The following is a 17,650-nucleotide window of genomic DNA, read 5'->3' as shown; positions in this document are numbered from 1 at the left end:
CCAAATACGCTACAATTCCTCACTATTCAGAATGTGCCTTGAGTGTTCCCATGCAAGAATTTTCCCGTCGTCGCCAGCAACTGATCACCAGCATGCAAGCGGGTATCGCGGTGATTCCAACCGCACCCGAAGTGACGCGCAATCGCGACAGTCACTACCCTTACCGTTTTGACAGTTATTTTTATTACCTGACAGGGTTTAAAGAGCCTGAGGCCGTATTGGTGCTGATTGCCGGGCCATCGCCAAAAACGATTCTGTTTTGCCGTGATAAAGACATTGATCGCGAAATCTGGGACGGTTTTCGTTATGGCCCAGACGCAGCTAAAACCGAGTTTGGTTTTGATGAGGCGTATTCCATCACGCAATTAGATGAACAGTTGCCTAAATTGATGGCAAATCAGCCAGAGTTATTTTTTAGCCTGGGCAGTGATGCGGGCTGGGATGCTAAAGTCAGTAGCTGGCTAAATGCCGTCAAGGCGCAAGCCCGCACGGGCGTACAAGCGCCAGCCAAGCTGGTTGACGTGCGTCAAACGCTGGATGCCATGCGTCTGCTTAAATCGCCTTACGAAATCGACCTGATGCGCCGCTCGGCTAATATTGCCGCCAGCGCACACAATCGCGCCATGCAGGCAGTGATCCCAGGTAAGTGGGAGTATGAAATTGAAGCGGAATTTTTACATGCGTTTTATAGTCAGGGCGCACAGGCGCCAGCCTATACCAGCATTGTGGCAGGTGGGGCCAATGCCTGCACCTTGCATTACAACGCTAATAACGCCCAGCTAAACGTGGGCGATTTGCTGCTGATTGATGCCGGTTGTGAGCTGGATGGCTATGCTTCTGACATTACGCGTACTTTTCCTGTGAGTGGTCGCTTCAGTGGTCCGCAAAAAGATTTGTATGAACTGGTACTGGCGTCACAAGCGGCGGCTATTGCCAGCGTGAGCCCGCAGCATCACTGGAATGCGCCGCATGAGGCGGCACTGAATGTGCTGGTGGATGGCTTTATCCATTATGGTTTGTGCCAGGGCAGCCGTGATGCCGTGCTGGAAACTGGCAGTTACCGCCAGTTTTACATGCACCGTACTGGCCACTGGCTGGGGCTGGATGTACATGATGCCGGTGAATATAAAACAGCCAATGGTGACTGGGTCATGCTGCAAGCAGGCAATGTGCTGACGGTAGAGCCTGGCTGCTATGTGCGTCCGGCAGACAATGTGCCTGAACATTTCTGGAATATCGGTATACGCATTGAAGATGATGTGCTGGTGACAGCCAATGGCCGTGAAGTGATGACGTCGGCAGCAGTAAAGACGGTTGCTGATATTGAGGCGCTGATGCGTCAGCGCGCATAAGCGATTAGAAAGTACATTGAGATTGAGTCAAAGGCAGTCAGCGTGATGCAAACTATAGACCATCCGGTAGTGATAGGCGGCGGCCCGGTCGGGCTGGTGCTGGCGCTATCGTTGCAACAATCCGGTGTGCCGGTGACGGTGCTGGAGGCGCAGTCGCCAGGTGCCATGTATGGCGATGGCCGCGCGTTGGCATTGTCTTACGGCACGCGCCTGGTATTGGCGCAACTAGGCGTGTGGTCTCTACTGGAAACCGCTGTCACCGCGATTGAAACCATTCATGTTTCGCAACAGAAAGGTTTTGGCCGCACCGTGCTTAAGGCGCAAGAGCATGATTTGCCTGCTTTGGGTTATGTGGTTTCTTATGGGGCCTTGATGCAGGCGCTGGATGCGCGACTTGAGCAATCACCTGCGGGCATCACCATGCAATACCAGGTGCCGGTAATCGGCCTCAATGTACATGCCAACGCGACGGAAATTGAGTATCAGCCTGTTGATGGTGGCATACAGGTATTAGCGACGCCCTTGGCAGTGATTGCCGATGGTGGCCGCAGCCTGGAGGCGATTCCAGGCCTGGTGCGCGAAACCAAGCATTATGGACATGATGCGTTGGTTGGTCTGGTGCAAACCGAGCAGCCGCACCACAATATTGCCTACGAGCGGTTTACGCCACGCGGGCCAATGGCATTATTACCGAACGGGCAACAATTTTCGCTGGTGTGGACGGGCGAGCAGGCCTATCTGGATGAGGTCGCCGCGCTGGATGACGCTGCTTTTCTACAAGCCTTGCATGAGGCATTTGGTGACCGCGTTGGAAAGTTTTTGCATGCGGGTAAACGATTCAGGTTCCCACTCAAATTGAGTAAACTGGGCCAGACGTTCGCCGCGCATTGCGTGGTCATCGGTAACGCGGCGCAAACCATGCACCCGGTGGCGGGGCAGGGGTTTAATGTCGGCATCCGCGATGCCGTGGCACTGGCTAAAAATGTGGCAGCGACGCAAGCCAATGAATGGGGCGCCGCACACCGCCTGGCTGAATATCACCAGTCTCGGCAGCGTGATACCGGCCGTGGCTTGCAGTTCACTGATTTTCTGGTCAATGTATTTTCCAATGACCTGGTCGGGGTCGGCCTGTTAAGGGGGGCTGGACTGGGCGCACTCAGCCTGTTGCCGATGGCGCGGCGTTTCCTGGTCAACAAGATGAGTTATGGCAGCTGAACATCCTTTGATTAAAACCGATGTTGTGATTGTGGGTGCAGGCCTGGTTGGCCTGACCGCCGCGATTGCCCTGTCGCGTCTGGGTAAACAGGTGGTATTGACTGATGCCAAGCCGGCACAGTTACTGCCTGCAGACTGGATCACTGATGTAGTACATTGGGATGCCCGTATCTATGCACTCACCAATCAAACCGTAGACTGGTTGCGCGAGCTGGGCGTGTGGTCGCGTTTGCCAGCCAGTCGAATTAACCCGATTGCAGCCATGCACTTATGGTCGCCCACCCATAGCCATGCGACGCCTAGCTTGCGCCTGAATGCCGACGAAGCGCACTTGTCTGAGATGGGGTACATCGTTGAGAGCCAGGCCTTGATGCATGCTTGCTGGCAGGCATTAGCGGAGTCTGAGGTGACTGTGATCACCGACGCCCCGGCGCAGTCATTGCAACATTGCGGTCATATCGTGCGCTTATCCTTACCGCAGCATGAGATTGAGGCGTCATTGTTATTAGGCGCTGATGGTGCACGTTCATGGGTGCGGTCGCAATGTGACGTGGGTGTGCAGCAAGTGGATTTTGCACAAACGGCGTTGGTGACCAACTTTAAAGCCAAGCGGCCACATGACAATATTGCCAGACAGTGGTTTGGCGAACATGAGACCTTGGCTTTGTTGCCCATGCCGCAACAACAGGTATCACTGGTGTGGGCTTTGCCTCTTGCGCTTGCCACGCAAAAACAGGTGTTGTCCGCAGAAGCATTAGCCGTGGAAGTGGCAGAGCGCAGTGGCAAAGTGCTTGGGCAGTTAACGTCTAGTGGCCCTGTGCTCGCTTTCCCGCTGATGCAGAACACCGCTGATACCATGGCGTTGCCGCAAGTCATGCTGTTAGGGGATGCCGCGCATCAGGTGCATCCTATGGCTGGGCAGGGCGTCAACCTGGGCTTTCAGGATGTACAAGCACTTTGTGCGCAGGTTGCCCAATTGCCAGCGATCCGGCCATTAGGCGATGCGCGTTTTTTACGGCATGTCATGCGTACACGGCAGCCGGATATTTTGAAGATGCATGCACTGACACGCGGTCTGGATGGCTTGTTTGCGCGTCCGCAAGCCGTGTGGACACACGCCGCCCTGCTAGGCTTACGTGGGGTGGAAAACAGTGCTATGCTTAAACGTTTTTTAATTCGCGCAGCGACTCAGGGCTGATATGGCAGTGAGCCATTGCGCATGTTTGAGAAAGAGTATGTCATGAAAAAATCTATCGGCCAGTGTGTGATGGGCGGCTTGATTGCCTTGGCCACGCTATGGTCTTTTAACGGCGTTGCAGACGAAGCCAGCCTGAAAAAACTGGTAGAAGGCGCTTATCCAAAATTCAAGGTCGACAGTGTGACCAAAACGCCATACCCAGGTCTGTATGAAGTATTTATGGGTGGGCAAATTATTTATACCGATGACAAATTCAGTTTCCTGATTGCCGAAGGCCGCCTGGTTGATCCAAAAACCAAAAAAGACATTACCGGTGAACGCATGGATGAATTGACTAAAATCGACTTCAACAGCTTGCCGCTGGATCAGGCGATTAAAGTGGTTAAAGGCAATGGTAGCCGCAAACTGGTGGTGTTTTCAGATGTTGATTGCCCATTCTGTAAACGTCTGGAGCAGAAAGAGCTTAGCAATATTAACGACGTGACCATTTACACTTTCTTGTATCCGATTGAGCAATTGCACCCGGATGCGGCCAATAAATCACGCAGTATCTGGTGTGCCAGCAATCGGGTGAAAGCCTGGCAGGACTGGATTTTCAATAACAAATTGCCAGCTTCTACAGCTAAATGTGACGTGCCGCTGGAAAAAGTCGGCGAATTGGCGCATAAAGTGGGGGTTAACAGCACGCCGACCCTGTTCTTTGAAAATGGCAAGCGCATGTTAGGTGCGCAGCCTGCTGATGAAATTGAGAAGTCGTTACAGGCAGCAAAAAAGTAGTGTGGATGCGTGAATAAAAAAGGGGCTATTGCATAGCCCCTTTTTTGTATGCGACGGTTTTAACCGCCGCCACTGACCACCTTGCCCATTTTAAAGATAGGCATATACATGGCGACGACCAGGCCACCGATCAATACCCCCAATACCACCATGATCACAGGCTCCATCAGGCTGGAAATGGCTGCCACTGCGTCATCCACTTCACCTTCGTAAAAGTCAGCGACTTTGGTCAGCATGCCGTCTAAAGAGCCTGACTCCTCACCAATCGCTGTCATCTGTATCACCATATTAGGGAATACATTGGCGTTCTGCATTGATACCGTGAGGCTGGTGCCGGTACTGACTTCGCTTTGGATTTTTTTTGTGGCATCAAAATATACTTTGTTGCCAGAAGCCCCGGCAACGGAGTCCAGCGCTTCTACCAATGGCACACCCGCCGCAAACATGGTCGAAAGTGTACGGGCAAAGCGGGCAATGGTGGCTTTACGGATCAACTCGCCAAAAATGGGTAGCCTGAGCATTAAGCGGTCCATGGTGGCTTGTAGTTTCTCTGAGCGTTTCCATGTGTAGAAAAAGAACCATAAGCCGCCGCCAATCGAGCCAAAAATTGCCCACCACCATTTAACAAAGAAGTCGGATAAGTTGATCACTACGACCGTTGGGCCCGGTAAATCTGCCCCAAAACTGCTGAACAGGTCTTTAAATGCAGGCACTACGAAAATCATAATCACGGCGGTGATCACAAACGCGACGACGATAATCGACGCTGGATACACCAATGCGGATTTGATTTTGCTTTTAATGGCGAGAATTTTTTCTTTATAGGTCGCCAATCGGTCTAACAGACTATCCAGAATACCGGCTTGCTCACCCGCGCCGACCAGGTTGCAAAATAATTGATCAAAATACAGCGGAAATTTGCGGAATGCCGCACTCAGGCTGCTGCCAGTTTCAACGTCAGCTTTAATATCAGACAGTAGTTTGGATACCGCCGGATTATGGTGGCCTTTGCCAACAATATCAAAGGCTTGCAAGAGGGGGACGCCGGCTTTCATCATGGTGGCAAGCTGGCGTGTAAACAAAGTAATGTCTTTTTCGGTGACTTTGCCTTTGATGGCTAGTGAGCTTTGCTTTTTGACCTTGATGATTGTAATGCCCTGGCGACGCAACGTGGCATTGACCACGGCTTCGCCATTGGCGCGCATCTCGCCTTTGACCAGCTTGCCTTTGCGGTCTTTACCTTCCCATTGGTATACGGATTGTTTGATATTACCAGTCGCCATAGTGTTTTCTTAAAATTGGTTGATTGACTCACCTGAGTTATTCATTGGTGACCGCTTCCACTTCTTCAATCGAGGTTAAGCCCTGTTTTACTTTAAGTAAGCCTGATTCGCGTAAATCTTTCACACCGTCCTTTTTCGCTTGCGCGGCAATATCCAGCGCATTGCCGTTGGACATAATGATCTGCGCCATGGCTTCAGTGATAGGCATTACCTGGTAAATGCCGACACGGCCTTTGTAGCCATTATTGCAGTGTTCACAGCCGCCTTCTTTCGCGCCATATAATTGCCAGTCACCTTCCAGCATGGCTTCGGTAAAGCCGACTTTGAGCAGTGCCTCTTGTGGCACGTTTAAGGGCACTTTGCAGTGCTTGCATAAACGCCTGGCCAGGCGTTGTGCTGTAATTAACGTCACGGCAGAAGCAATATTGAAGGGGGCGACGCCCATATTCAATAATCGAGATAAAGTAGTTGGCGCATCATTGGTATGCAGGGTAGACAATACCATATGGCCGGTAGAAGCTGCCTTGATTGCCATGTCTGCAGTTTCCAGGTCACGAATTTCACCAATCATGATGATGTCCGGGTCCTGGCGTAAAAAGGATTTCAGTGCCGCAGCAAAGGTCAGGCCTTGTTTATCATTCACGTTGACCTGGTTAATGCCCGCTAAAGGAATTTCTGCCGGATCTTCAGCGGTAGAAATGTTGACGCCAGGATCATTGAGCAGGTTTAAGCAAGTATACAGTGAGACGGTTTTACCCGAGCCCGTCGGCCCAGTGACCAATACCAGTCCATATGGGCGGTGAATCGCCTTGAGTAGCGAAGCTTGCTGTTCTGCTTCATAGCCCAGGGCTTCAATGCCTAGTGTCGCACTGGTTGGGTCCAGGATCCGCATCACAATCTTTTCACCGTGAATCAATGGCAAGGTGCTGACGCGGAAATCAATGGCACGGGTTTTGGTGATAATTAACTTCATGCGCCCATCTTGCGGAATTCTCTTTTCGGAAATATCCAGATTGGAGATGACCTTGATGCGCGAGGCCAGTTTTTCCTTGATTGCCAATGGCGGCTGCGACATATCCCTTAACACACCGTCCACCCTGAAGCGGATACGGTAAAACTTTTCATAAGGCTCAAAGTGCAAGTCGGACGCCCCCATGTTAATGGCATCCAGCAATATCTTTTGCAAGAACTTGACCACAGGCGCATCGTCGACTTCTTGTATGACTTCTGCTTCCTGTTCTTCGCCAGCGTCCTCCATCCCCAGATCAAAATCGTCACTGCCGGCATTGAGGTTAGACATGCTGGTATCTTTGGAGTCGACAATTTTATCGATCCATTTGCCCAGCTTGTCATCTTCCACCACGATCGGGAATAGCGTAGCGCCCATCTGAAACTGGATAGTATCCAGCGAGTGCAGATTGGTCGGGTCGGAGATCGCAATATAGGCAACATTGCTTTTTTGTTGCAGCAGCAATACCCGATGCGACTGCATGAGTTTGATGTCTATGGTTTTGTCTGGCAGTGAATCCTGATCCAGTGCATCCAGGTCTAGAAAGGGAAAGCCAAAAGCATTCGAGGCTGTTTGCGCAATATCTTTAGCCGAAATCTTTTTTTGCGCCAACGTTGCCGCCAGAAAACTGACTTTTTGTGCAGAGGACTTTTCTTGCAATGCGGCGGCATCATCTTCGTTCATCAGCGAAGATTGCACCAGCATGCGCGCCATGCCTCCCAGTTTTCTTGAACTTTCCAGTGTTGCCATAGATGTCTTTAAACGTGTCTTCTAAACAGTGAAATAGGGCTGTTAATGTACTGATACCACTATACTTTTTACTTTAGTATACGTGGAGGATCACAGATTCAAATCGTAGAAAAGACGGGCTCTCATGCAGCATTTATACAAATTTTAATTGTATTTTTTAGCTTTCGTTAAAAGATACAAAATTAGTCTTGACATTTAAATTATGCTAACTTATAAATCCTTAAGGCGTTTGGGTTCAGGTTTTTTGTAGCCGTCTTTAAGTAAAGCAAAGCTTGTTAATTGCGACTGGAGTACTTGAGACAAACTTTTGGGGCGCCTCCCTGTTAAGTAAAAAAGTAAGGAAGTAAAATGGCAACAGGTACCGTAAAGTGGTTTAACGACTCTAAGGGCTTTGGATTCATTACTCCCGATGACGGCGGTGACGATTTGTTCGCGCACTTCTCCGCAATCGTTGAATCTGGTTATAAAAGCTTGAAAGAAGGTCAACGTGTATCCTTTGATGTGACTGAAGGTCCCAAAGGGAAACAGGCCTCAAACATACAAAAAGCATAATTTTGTTTTAGGGGTAAAAAATACAAAACGGCTCGCAATTGCGAGCCGTTTTTTTTATATTCAAATCGAGGCCAGTGGCCAGGACTTATGCCATCTGCTTGATGATTTCGTCACCAAATTCAGCCGTGCCGACCTGGGTTGCACCTTCCATCTGGCTACTGAAGTCGCCAGTGACGCGTTTGCTGGCAATCGCTTTGGCCACGCCATTCAATACCAGGTCTGCCGCTTCTACCCAGCCCATATGGCGTAACATCATTTCGGCTGACAAAATCAGTGAGCTTGGGTTAGCCAGGTTTTTACCGGCGATTTTAGGCGCCGTACCATGCGTGGCTTCAAACATGGCGATGGTGTCGCTCAGGTTGGCGCCAGGCGCGATGCCGATACCGCCGACTTGTGCTGCCAGCGCATCACTCATGTAGTCGCCATTGAGGTTTAAGGCTGCCACGACATCGTAATCTTCCGGATGCAACAGGATTTCCTGCAGGAATGCATCGGCGATACAGTCTTTGATGATGATGCCATTCGGCAGTTTGCACCATGGACCACCGTCAATCAGTTCTGCACCAAACTCTTCTTTGGCCAGTTGATAACCCCAGTCGCGGAAGCCACCCTCGGTGAACTTCATGATGTTGCCTTTGTGGGTAATCGTGACTGATTTACGGTTGTTATCAATCGCGTATTGAATCGCCTTGCGGATCAGGCGTTTGCTGCCGTCGATAGACACTGGTTTGATGCCGATGGAAGAGGCCTCAGGGAAGCGGATCTTTTTGCGCACACCCATATCACTCAAGAAGTTAATGACTTTTTTCACTTCCTCAGTGCCGGCGGCCCACTCGATGCCGGCATAAATGTCTTCGGTGTTTTCACGGAAAATCACCATATCGGTTTTTTCCGGGTGTTTGACCGGGCTAGGTACGCCTGTGAAGTACTGGATAGGGCGCAAGCAGACGTATAAGTCCAGTTCCTGACGCAGCGTCACGTTCAATGAGCGAATGCCGCCGCCTACTGGAGTAGTCAATGGGCCCTTGATCGAGATGACATACTCTTTTAATGCCGCCATGGTTTCGTCAGATAACCAGGTGTCTTTGTCGTATATGGTCGTGGATTTTTCACCGGCATAGACTTCCATCCAGGAGATCTTGCGCTTACCGCCGTAGGCTTTTTCAACCGCGCTATCTACCACTTTGATCATGGGTGGTGTGATGTCGATACCAATGCCATCGCCTTCGATAAACGGGATAATAGGTTGGTCGGGAACATTTAGGGTATTATCGGCATTGACAATGATTTTGCTGCCAGTGGCTGGCACCTTGAATTTAGACATAGCGCTTTCCATGTTATTACTGTTTAACAAACCTTTTAACGTCGTGTGTCAGTTCACTGCGCATGAAAAACACGCGACGCTCAAAGACTATATTCCGATTCCCAACGTATATGCAGCCGGGCGGTTAGATACTGACTCCGAAGGATTGCTTATTTTAACCGATGATGGTGGATTGCAACATCGTTTAAGTCATCCAAAACACAAACAGATCAAAACCTATTGGGCACAAGTAGAAGGTGCTCCTACACAAGCAGATTTGATGCCATTGCAACAGGGTGTTGATCTGGGTGATTTTGTCACGCAGCCTGCGCAGGTGAAAATCATCGCCGAACCTGACCATTTATGGCAGCGCGAGCCGCCGATTCGCGAGCGGAAACACATTCCCACCACCTGGCTGGAGCTTAAAATCAGTGAAGGCAAGAACCGCCAGGTGCGACGAATGACCGCGCACGTAGGGTTTCCGACCTTGCGCTTGATTCGTTATGCGATAGGACCGTACACCTTGGACGGAATCTTGCTTGGGCAATATCAGGAAGTTAGTTTAGTAAGGTAAATCATGAAACCGGTGGTGATATTCAGGCACGCTTGCTGCGAGGGTGCTGGTTATTTGGGCACTTTTTTGGCGCAACATGCTATTCCGTGGTGCGAAGTACGGATTGATAAAGGTGAGGCGGTGCCTGCCTCTGTCGATGATTACAGTGGCATTGTACTCATGGGTGGCCCCATGAGCGTGAACGATGATTTGCCGTGGATTCCACCATTGTTGCAACTCATTCAACAGGCCGTGCAAGCCGATGTGCCCTTGCTTGGCCATTGCCTGGGCGGCCAGCTCATCAGCAAGGCGCTGGGTGGTGTGGTCAGCAAAAACCCGGTCAAGGAGATCGGCTGGGGCGATGTGCAAGTGGCAGATCATGCTGTGGCGCGCGATTGGTTTGGTGACTTGCAAGCCTTTAACAGCTTCCACTGGCATGGTGAAACCTTTACGGTGCCTGAGGGTGCTACGCATGTATTATCCAGCGCTTATTGCGCTAACCAGGCTTATGTGATGGGTAAGCATATCGGTTTGCAATGCCATATCGAAATGACGCCGAGCATGGTTAAAATATGGACCGAGCAATGGAAAAGTGACATTGCCAGCTCAGCAGCTAGCCCCGCGGTACAGTCTGCCGATACCATGCTGTCCGGTGTGGAAGCCGATTGCGAAGTGTTACACCGTGTGGCCGATAAAGTGTACAGCCGCTGGATTCAAGGCCTGGCTTAGCAAACTGGCTATGTGAGCGCTGCGTGTTTGTCGATGGTCGATCAACGCTCAGCCTGCTCCTGCTGGGCTTTTTCTAACTTGTGCAGAGCGTAACGCCGCTGCTTAAAGCGGTTGTATTGCCATAAGTACTGTTCGGGGCATTGTGCCACCTGGCGCTCAATTGCCTGGTTGAGCAGGGCAGGCGTGCCAATATCCTCTACCTGTGTCAGGTGAATATTAAATCCTTTTCCGTTGGGCAGTCGCTCACCAAACGCCATGATAATGATAGCGTCTGCCTTGCTGGCCAGTTTGCTGGCTAGTCCCATGGTATAGGCCGGTTTGCCAAAAAAGTCCGCCCATTCGCCTTCGCCCTGCCTGGGGATCTGATCCGGCAAAATGCCGATGGCCTGGCCGGATTTCAATGCCTGTAGCAGCTTTTTCACGCCGCTGGCATTGGCCGGGGCCATATCCACCTTGCCTTTTTGCCTGCCTTTTACAACCAACTCACTTAACCATTGCAATTTTGGTGGCCGGTAAAGCACGGTGATGGGCGCTCGCTCGCCATAATAAATGGACGTGATTTCAAAACAGCCCAGGTGCGGGGTGAGGAAAATCAGGCCTTTGCCTTGTGCTTGCGCCTCAGTGATATGTTGCCAGCCATGCACTTGCTGTATCAATGGCAACAGCTTTGCCGTGGGGTTGCCCCAGATAAAGAATGTTTCCAGAATCGCCTTGCCTGCTTCGATGCGACTGGTTTTGACTAATTGTTTTGCATGCGCTTCGCTAGCAGCCAAACCGCTTTGTTTAATATTTTCCAGCGCAATACGATTGCTTTTGTGGTCAGAAAGATAAGATATCCAGCCGAAGAATGCCCCCAGTCTATGTACCCAGGACAGTGGCAGGCGGGCGATGGTTTTGCAGAAAAACAGCAACATGAGGCTAATTTATAAACGCATTCTGTTAAAATTTGAGATTAGCTCTTATGTTAACAAAATGTGGTTTAAAAACCCGCATTGGCGTCAATTATTTCAGCACAATTAATTTTGGAACATTCCCTGAATCATTATCAAGATCCTGTCTACGAAGCGGCCCTGCAGCGTCATGGGCTGGATACGTTTGAAGCCTGGTGGACACGTGATATCGCCTGGTTTGAGGCGCCTAATCAGCGGCGTGGTGGCTGGAGTGGTGTCGGCAAGCTGGTATTGCCGCAGGAAAATCTGCCTGCACTGACCTTGTTTGTGAAAAAGCAGCAGAATCATGGTCGCCGCACCTTATGCCATCCGTTTGCTGGTGAGCCGACTTTCCGCCGTGAATACCATCGCTTGCAGTCGCTGGCAAAGGCGGGCATTCCTGCGCCCAAAGTGCTGATGTATGCCGAATCGCCGCAGGCTGGCAATCAGCGCGCCATTCTGGTCACAGAGAACCTGCATGGTTTTGTCGATCTGGAGCAATTATTACCAAGCATGCTGAATCAACCCCAGCATGCGCGTAGGCAGCTGTTACGCGCAGTTGCCAGGCAGATTCGCCGCTTTCACGACCTGGGCTGGGTGCATCGCGCTTTGTATCCCAAGCATATTTTTGTGCGGCAGGATGATGTCGCGCCTGATGTGGCACTGATTGACCTGGAAAAAGCCAGGCAAAGCCTAGGCGCCTGGCGTCGTGCGCGTTTCGACCTGGCGGCATTACATCGGCATACTGCAGACCTGAGTGACCGCGATCGCCTCTATTTTTTAAAGCATTATTTGTATGGTGAGACATATACGCGGCCGTTAGGCTGGTGTGATCGCCAGTTACTCAAATGGATAACCAAGCGTAGCAAGCGTTAACGGATAAGTATGTCTATGGCACACACATTACCAAGATTCAGCATCGGGCTGGTGAATTACAAAACGCTGGATTTGACCCGTACCTGTTTGAATTTTATCAAAAGCCATTTCGATAGCGGTGCGCTGGATGCTAATGCCGTCGACGTCTGGGTGGTGGATAATGATTCTGCGGATGAAAGTACAGCATACTTGCGCAGCCTGGAGTGGATCCATTTAATTGAGCGCCCATCACCAGGCAAAGAGCAAGGGTTTGCTGCGCACGGTGAAGGCCTGGATTTGATTCTAGCTGCGATCAATACGGATTACCTGTTTTTGATGCATACCGATACCTTTATTTACGAGCCGCAAATTTTCCTTGATTGTTTGCAGCGTATGCAGCGCCAGCCTAATATTGCCGCGATTGGCTGTTTGCATCAGTTAAACCGTGGCCATGTGCGTTTGTTCTGGCGCGCATTCACTGGCTTTTTCAAGTACCACAGCCGTCGTATCAAGCAGCAGCTAGGCCTGCCTGCGCGCCAGGCCCGGCCTTACATCGAGCCGTATATCAAGAGCTTTTTTGCCTTGTGGAATGTGGGTTTGATGAAAAAGCTGGGATACCGTTTTTATATGCAGCAACAGATTCCTGGCTATGTATTGCAGGATAAGCTGGTTGCGCAAGGCTATGTCATTGAGCGCATGTCAGCGGCGCGTTTGTTTCGTTACCTTGACCATGTCGAGGCGGGAACGGTTGGGCTTGTGAGCGGGTATACTGCGCAAAACCGCCGTTTACAGCGTAAACAAGCCATGCTTAAACAATTACAGTCACAGCAGGAAACAACAAAATGACCATGACTGATGGGCTATTACCAATTGAAATGGGAAATGGATTTTCCCTGGATATGCAGCAGGCCAAAGATATCGGCAGTTTGCTGGCTGAGGAGTATGCGCAAGCGCAGCCGTTTCCGCATGCGGTGATCGACAATATTTTTCCTGCCGCATTTACACAGTTATTGCTGGATCACTTTCCGCAAGACCCCAAGGCGCATGACAAGGTGTATGAAAAAGGCTATGGCGGTACACATAAACGTCAAATTTCACCCTATGACTGCGATGAAACCTTGCGCGCGGCGTTTGCCTTATTTAACTCTGCCGCCATGTTGCAGTTTATTGAAACCCTGACCGGTTTTAAAGGTCTGTTGCCAGACCCCTATTTCGCAGGCGGTGGCTTGCACGAAACGTCTGCTGGCGGCTTGCTCGGCATCCATGCTGACTTTCAGGTCAATGAAGGCCTGCAACTGTATCGCCGCGTCAATATGCTGGTGTATTTAAACCAGGACTGGCTGCCGGAGTATGGCGGTAATCTGGAGTTATGGGACCGGCAAATGCAGGCTAGGCAGCAAACGGTGGCGCCTTTGTTTAACCGTTGCGTGATTTTTAATACCGATGCTGACAGCTTTCATGGGCATCCTGATCCATTGACCACACCGGAAGGTATTACGCGTCGGTCGATCGCGCTGTATTACTACCAGGCCTTGCCTATCCCGAATGAACAGGGAGATTCTCGCCATACCTTGTATGTGGCCAGGCCGCATGATGATGCAGAGACAAAATCGCAAGTGAAAAAAATGATGAAAAAACGCGATAAACGGGCGAAAAAGTTATTCGCCGGGCAAGCTAGCTGGCTGCAGCAAATTGCGCAATGGTGGAAATCCCGCTAATGGTGGCAATGCATGACGCGATCATCGCGCCTGCCATGTGTGATGTTGTTGATAGCGCCACGGGCGCTATCCTGCTGTCTGACCAGTCTGCATTGACCGGGCTGGTCGCTGTGCGTGTTTTGCCGCAGCGGCGCTGGGTATTTCGCGCGCAATGGTCTGGCAAGGCGGTGTTCGCTAAAGTATTTCTCGGTGCGCAGGCAGAAAAATATGCCTCACGCGATGCGCAAGGCGTGCGTTGGCTCACGCAAGCAGGGTTGGCAACGCCTGCCTTGTTGTGGCAAGGACATTCCGCAGACCAGCGTGCCAGCATCTTGATCTACACCGCTATCGCGCCCGCAGATAATGCCGATGTGTTATACCAGACGTTGCCCCCTGAACAAGGCTTGCTGTTACTCAAACAATTGGTGCAAACCCTGGCTGCACAGCATGTGGCTGGCTTGGTGCAGACGGATTTGCATCTTAAAAATTTTCTACTGTCGGATAATAAAGTATGGTCGCTGGACGGTGATGGTATTCAGAAACATACCTTGAACCAGCGTCAGGCTTATCGGCAGTTGGCTGAGTTGATCTCAAAAGTGCAGGTGCTGGATCAGCATGCCTGGGTGGCGCCTTTACTGGCAGCGTATGATCAGGCGCGTGGGTGGCAAGCGACTTTGTTAGCTTCCACATTGCTGACCTTGGCCAAAAAAATGAAGGCGCAAGAGGTTGAGCGTTATGTCACGCGTAAAATTTTCCGTACTTGCAGCGATGTTGCCTGGCAGCAAACCAGCCAGAGTGCGCAGGCGGTGAGTGCGGCAGGCGGCTTGCATGCAACAGACTTGCCTGCACTTGAGGTGGCCATGCATGTCGGCAAGGTGCTGAAGCCGGGCAACACCTGCACTGTGGTGCATACGCATCTGCAAGACGAGGCGGTGGTGATCAAACGGTATAACATCAAGAACTGGCTACATGGCCTGAGCCGCGCCTGGCGACCCAGTCGTGCGGCAGCGTCGTGGCGTAACGCGCATCGTCTGCAATATTATGGCATGCTGACGCCACAGCCATTGTTGATGTATGAGCAGCGCTACTGCGGCATGCGTGGCCGCGCTTACTTTGTGTCTGCTTACAGCCCATGGCCGGATGCACTGACCTTTTTCCAAAAGTGTACCGATAGCGATATGCGTGAGCGGGTTATTCACCAGCTGGTGACGTTGTGCTACCAGTGGTATTTGCTTAAAGTCTCTCATGGCGATCTGAAAGCCAGTAACCTGCAAGTCACCGATCAGGGCGAGATTGTGGTCATTGACCTTGATAGCATGCAGCAACATCGCCGTACGCAAATGGCTTTGCGCGCACATGCTAAAGATGTCCGGCGCCTGCTGCAAAATTGGAAACAGGATACTTCCCTGTATAATGCACTGCTTAAGTCGTTTAGCCTGATTTATCAGGACCATACGCCACTCAGGCTGGCGGGCATTTCCCTTTAGTTATTTCCATTAAATCATTACGCGAGTTTCTGCATGATTGTTTTAGGTTTATCCGGTGCCTTGGGGCATGACGCTTCTGCTGCCATTCTGGTGGACGGCAAGATTGTCGCTGCGGCGGAAGAAGAACGTTTTATCCGCGACAAGCACGCTAAAAATCACTGGCCTTACGAGGCGACGCAATTTTGCCTGAAACAGGCAGGTATTACGCCGGATCAGGTGGATATTGTTGCTTTTCCTTACGGTGAAATTCCATTGACCTCGGCTGCGCGCTGGCATTATGCCAAGCGCTACTGGTATGCGCCTGATCGTGCGCTGGATGCGATTTTTAACGGTAACCGCCGTTTCCGCCGCAACCGTGACAAATCGCTTAAGCTGATGGCCGAACTGGGCCTGACTAAAGCCCAATATGTGCCGGTGGAACACCATCTGGCACATGCTTCGAGTGCTTATCACCTGAGTGGTTTTAAAGAAAAAACGGCGATTGTCGGCATTGATGGCAAAGGCGAGTACGCCACGACCTTTTTCGGCTATGGCGAAAACGGCAAGATTCATAAAATAAAAGAATTCTATGACCCGGATTCGCTGGGTGGCCTGTATGGCGCCATCACTGAATTTTTGGGCTTTGAAATGCTGGATGGCGAATTTAAAGTTATGGGCATGGCGCCGTATGGCGACCCAATTAAATACGATTTAAGCCGCCTGGCCAAGTTTGAAAACGGTGAGCTCATCATCAATACCGAATATGTCAACGTGGTTGGCTTACGCCGCTATAAAGAAAACGGTAAGGGCTATTACTTCACGCCTAAACTCATCGAATGGCTGGGACCTAAGCGTGAGGGTGATGAGATTGATGATCCTTATATCCATTACGCGGCCAGCGTGCAGAAGCTGCTGGAAGACCTGGCATTACAGATGATTGAGTATTATCTGGGCGATATCATCCGTGAGACCGGCAAGATTGTGATGGCAGGTGGTGTGGCGCTGAACGTAAAATTGAATCAACGTATTATTGCCTTGCCGCATGTGAAAGAGTTGTTTGTGCAACCAGCTTCTGGCGATAATGGCACTAGCCTCGGTGCAGCAACTTATGCTGCACATTTGGCGGGTGAAACCATCCATAAAATGGAACATGCCTATCTGGGCCCGGCGTTCACTAACGAAGAGTGTATCGCCGCCTGTGAGGCGCATCCAGCCAAGCCTATCTTTACCCGTGTCGAAGATGGTCCGCGTAAGGCGGCTGAATTGCTGGCGGCAGGGAATCCACTGGCGTGGTTCCAGGGCCGTATGGAGTTTGGCCCGCGCTCATTAGGCTGTCGCAGTATCCTGGGCGACCCGAGTTTTCCGGGCGTAGCTGACCGTATCAATGCGCAAATTAAATACCGTGAGCGCTGGCGGCCATTCTGCCCCAGTATGCTGGACCGTATTGCAGTCGATATTCTGCAAACAGAGCATCCGGCGCCATATATGACGTTCACTTTTGATGTGAATCCAGCCTGGAAAGCGCGCATTCCGGAAGTGGTGCATGAGGATGGTACGGCGCGTGCGCAGATTGTGACCAAGGAAACCAACCCGCGCTATTACGCGTTGATTGAGCACCTGGAGCAATTGCGTGGGAATGGCGTGGTGCTTAATACCTCGCTTAATCGCCGTGGCGAACCCATGATTTGCAGTCCGACCGATGCCTTGAATATGTTCTATGGCTGCGATCTTGAGTATTTGATGCTGGAAGATATTCTGGTCACCAAATCTATCTGAAGGCTGGTTTGAAGCGCGTGCGCTTCAAACTGGTTCCCTCAAACGGTTTATATTGTTTTAAGTCATTGAATCGTCTAAAAAAACAATCAAATTTGGTAATTCAGTTTGACGTCTTGCACCAGTTTGGCGATAATCGCAGGTAGGGAACCTGTTTGGATTCATATATATTACGACCCTAAACTGTGACTAAATAGCAAGTTCAAAGC

General features: G+C 50.8%; 16 protein-coding genes. 12 read left to right on the top strand and 4 right to left on the bottom strand.

Annotation, left to right across the window (positions count from 1 at the left end; all coding sequences use genetic code 11):
- Positions 1-50: 50 nt before the first annotated feature.
- From OH31_RS00440 to OH31_RS00425, 4 genes are all read left to right on the top strand, one after another.
- The gene (locus OH31_RS00440; protein ID WP_024929171.1) at positions 51-1,352 is read left to right on the top strand and encodes an aminopeptidase P N-terminal domain-containing protein; all 1,302 of its coding nucleotides are present in this window, start codon (positions 51-53) and stop codon (positions 1,350-1,352) included.
- Positions 1,353-1,397: 45 nt separating this feature from the next.
- A complete protein-coding gene (locus tag OH31_RS00435) occupies positions 1,398-2,567 on the top strand; it encodes an FAD-dependent monooxygenase (protein ID WP_024929170.1) in 1,170 nt (389 codons plus the stop codon).
- Positions 2,557-3,765 carry an FAD-dependent monooxygenase gene (locus OH31_RS00430; protein ID WP_024929169.1) on the top strand — a complete coding sequence of 403 codons (1,209 nt, stop codon included), beginning with the start codon at positions 2,557-2,559 and terminating at the stop codon, positions 3,763-3,765. The genes OH31_RS00435 and OH31_RS00430 overlap by 11 nt, the downstream gene beginning before the upstream one ends.
- 69 nt (positions 3,766-3,834) lie before the next feature.
- The gene (locus OH31_RS00425) at positions 3,835-4,542 is read left to right on the top strand and encodes a DsbC family protein (RefSeq protein WP_370576182.1); all 708 of its coding nucleotides are present in this window, start codon (positions 3,835-3,837) and stop codon (positions 4,540-4,542) included.
- 59 nt (positions 4,543-4,601) lie between these two features.
- Here OH31_RS00425 and OH31_RS00420 read toward each other — a convergent pair whose 3' ends face one another.
- The gene (locus tag OH31_RS00420) at positions 4,602-5,825 is read right to left on the bottom strand and encodes a type II secretion system F family protein (protein WP_024929167.1); all 1,224 of its coding nucleotides are present in this window, start codon (positions 5,823-5,825) and stop codon (positions 4,602-4,604) included.
- A gap of 37 nt (positions 5,826-5,862) precedes the next feature.
- Positions 5,863-7,584, bottom strand: a complete 1,722-nt coding sequence (gene pilB, locus OH31_RS00415) for a type IV-A pilus assembly ATPase PilB (protein ID WP_024929166.1) — start codon at positions 7,582-7,584, stop codon at positions 5,863-5,865.
- Positions 7,585-7,932: 348 nt separating this feature from the next.
- Between pilB and OH31_RS00410 the strand changes: the two genes are divergently transcribed.
- A complete protein-coding gene (locus OH31_RS00410; protein ID WP_013441419.1) occupies positions 7,933-8,136 on the top strand; it encodes a cold-shock protein in 204 nt (67 codons plus the stop codon).
- An 85-nt stretch (positions 8,137-8,221) separates the two neighbouring features.
- Here the strand turns inward: OH31_RS00410 and icd are convergent, their stop codons facing one another.
- Complete coding sequence (gene icd / locus OH31_RS00405; RefSeq protein ID WP_024929165.1) at positions 8,222-9,460, bottom strand: NADP-dependent isocitrate dehydrogenase; 1,239 nt, start codon at positions 9,458-9,460, stop codon at positions 8,222-8,224.
- 10 nt (positions 9,461-9,470) lie between these two features.
- On the opposite strand from icd, the gene OH31_RS00400 reads away from it, so the two are divergent.
- Together OH31_RS00400 and OH31_RS00395 are read left to right on the top strand one after the other, a co-directional pair.
- On the top strand, positions 9,471-10,013 hold the full coding sequence (locus tag OH31_RS00400; RefSeq protein WP_024929164.1) for an rRNA large subunit pseudouridine synthase E: 543 nt from the start codon (positions 9,471-9,473) through the stop codon (positions 10,011-10,013).
- Between the two features lie 3 nt (positions 10,014-10,016).
- Complete coding sequence (locus OH31_RS00395; protein WP_024929163.1) at positions 10,017-10,721, top strand: type 1 glutamine amidotransferase; 705 nt, start codon at positions 10,017-10,019, stop codon at positions 10,719-10,721.
- A 41-nt stretch (positions 10,722-10,762) separates the two neighbouring features.
- Here the strand turns inward: OH31_RS00395 and OH31_RS00390 are convergent, their stop codons facing one another.
- Entirely contained in the window at positions 10,763-11,635 is an 873-nt protein-coding gene (locus tag OH31_RS00390) for a lysophospholipid acyltransferase family protein (RefSeq protein WP_024929162.1), read from the bottom strand.
- Between the two features lie 108 nt (positions 11,636-11,743).
- On the opposite strand from OH31_RS00390, the gene OH31_RS00380 reads away from it, so the two are divergent.
- Genes OH31_RS00380 through OH31_RS00360 form a run of 5 tightly spaced genes read left to right on the top strand, consistent with a single transcriptional unit; the run spans position 11,744 to position 17,444 of the window.
- Complete coding sequence (locus tag OH31_RS00380; RefSeq protein ID WP_024929161.1) at positions 11,744-12,526, top strand: lipopolysaccharide kinase InaA family protein; 783 nt, start codon at positions 11,744-11,746, stop codon at positions 12,524-12,526.
- A 15-nt stretch (positions 12,527-12,541) separates the two neighbouring features.
- Complete coding sequence (locus OH31_RS00375; protein WP_242402145.1) at positions 12,542-13,351, top strand: glycosyltransferase; 810 nt, start codon at positions 12,542-12,544, stop codon at positions 13,349-13,351.
- Positions 13,348-14,223, top strand: coding sequence for a 2OG-Fe(II) oxygenase (locus OH31_RS00370; RefSeq protein WP_024929159.1), 876 nt, complete (start codon positions 13,348-13,350; stop codon positions 14,221-14,223). The genes OH31_RS00375 and OH31_RS00370 overlap by 4 nt, the downstream gene beginning before the upstream one ends.
- Entirely contained in the window at positions 14,205-15,689 is a 1,485-nt protein-coding gene (locus tag OH31_RS00365; RefSeq protein ID WP_242402144.1) for a lipopolysaccharide kinase InaA family protein, read from the top strand. The genes OH31_RS00370 and OH31_RS00365 overlap by 19 nt, the downstream gene beginning before the upstream one ends.
- A gap of 33 nt (positions 15,690-15,722) precedes the next feature.
- Complete coding sequence (locus OH31_RS00360; RefSeq protein WP_024929157.1) at positions 15,723-17,444, top strand: carbamoyltransferase; 1,722 nt, start codon at positions 15,723-15,725, stop codon at positions 17,442-17,444.
- The last annotated feature ends 206 nt before the right edge of the window (positions 17,445-17,650 follow it).

It is taken from the genome of Methylophilus sp. OH31, assembly GCF_000576615.1.
Taxonomy (GTDB): domain Bacteria; phylum Pseudomonadota; class Gammaproteobacteria; order Burkholderiales; family Methylophilaceae; genus Methylophilus.
This window is presented reverse-complemented; position numbering and strand designations above follow the sequence as displayed.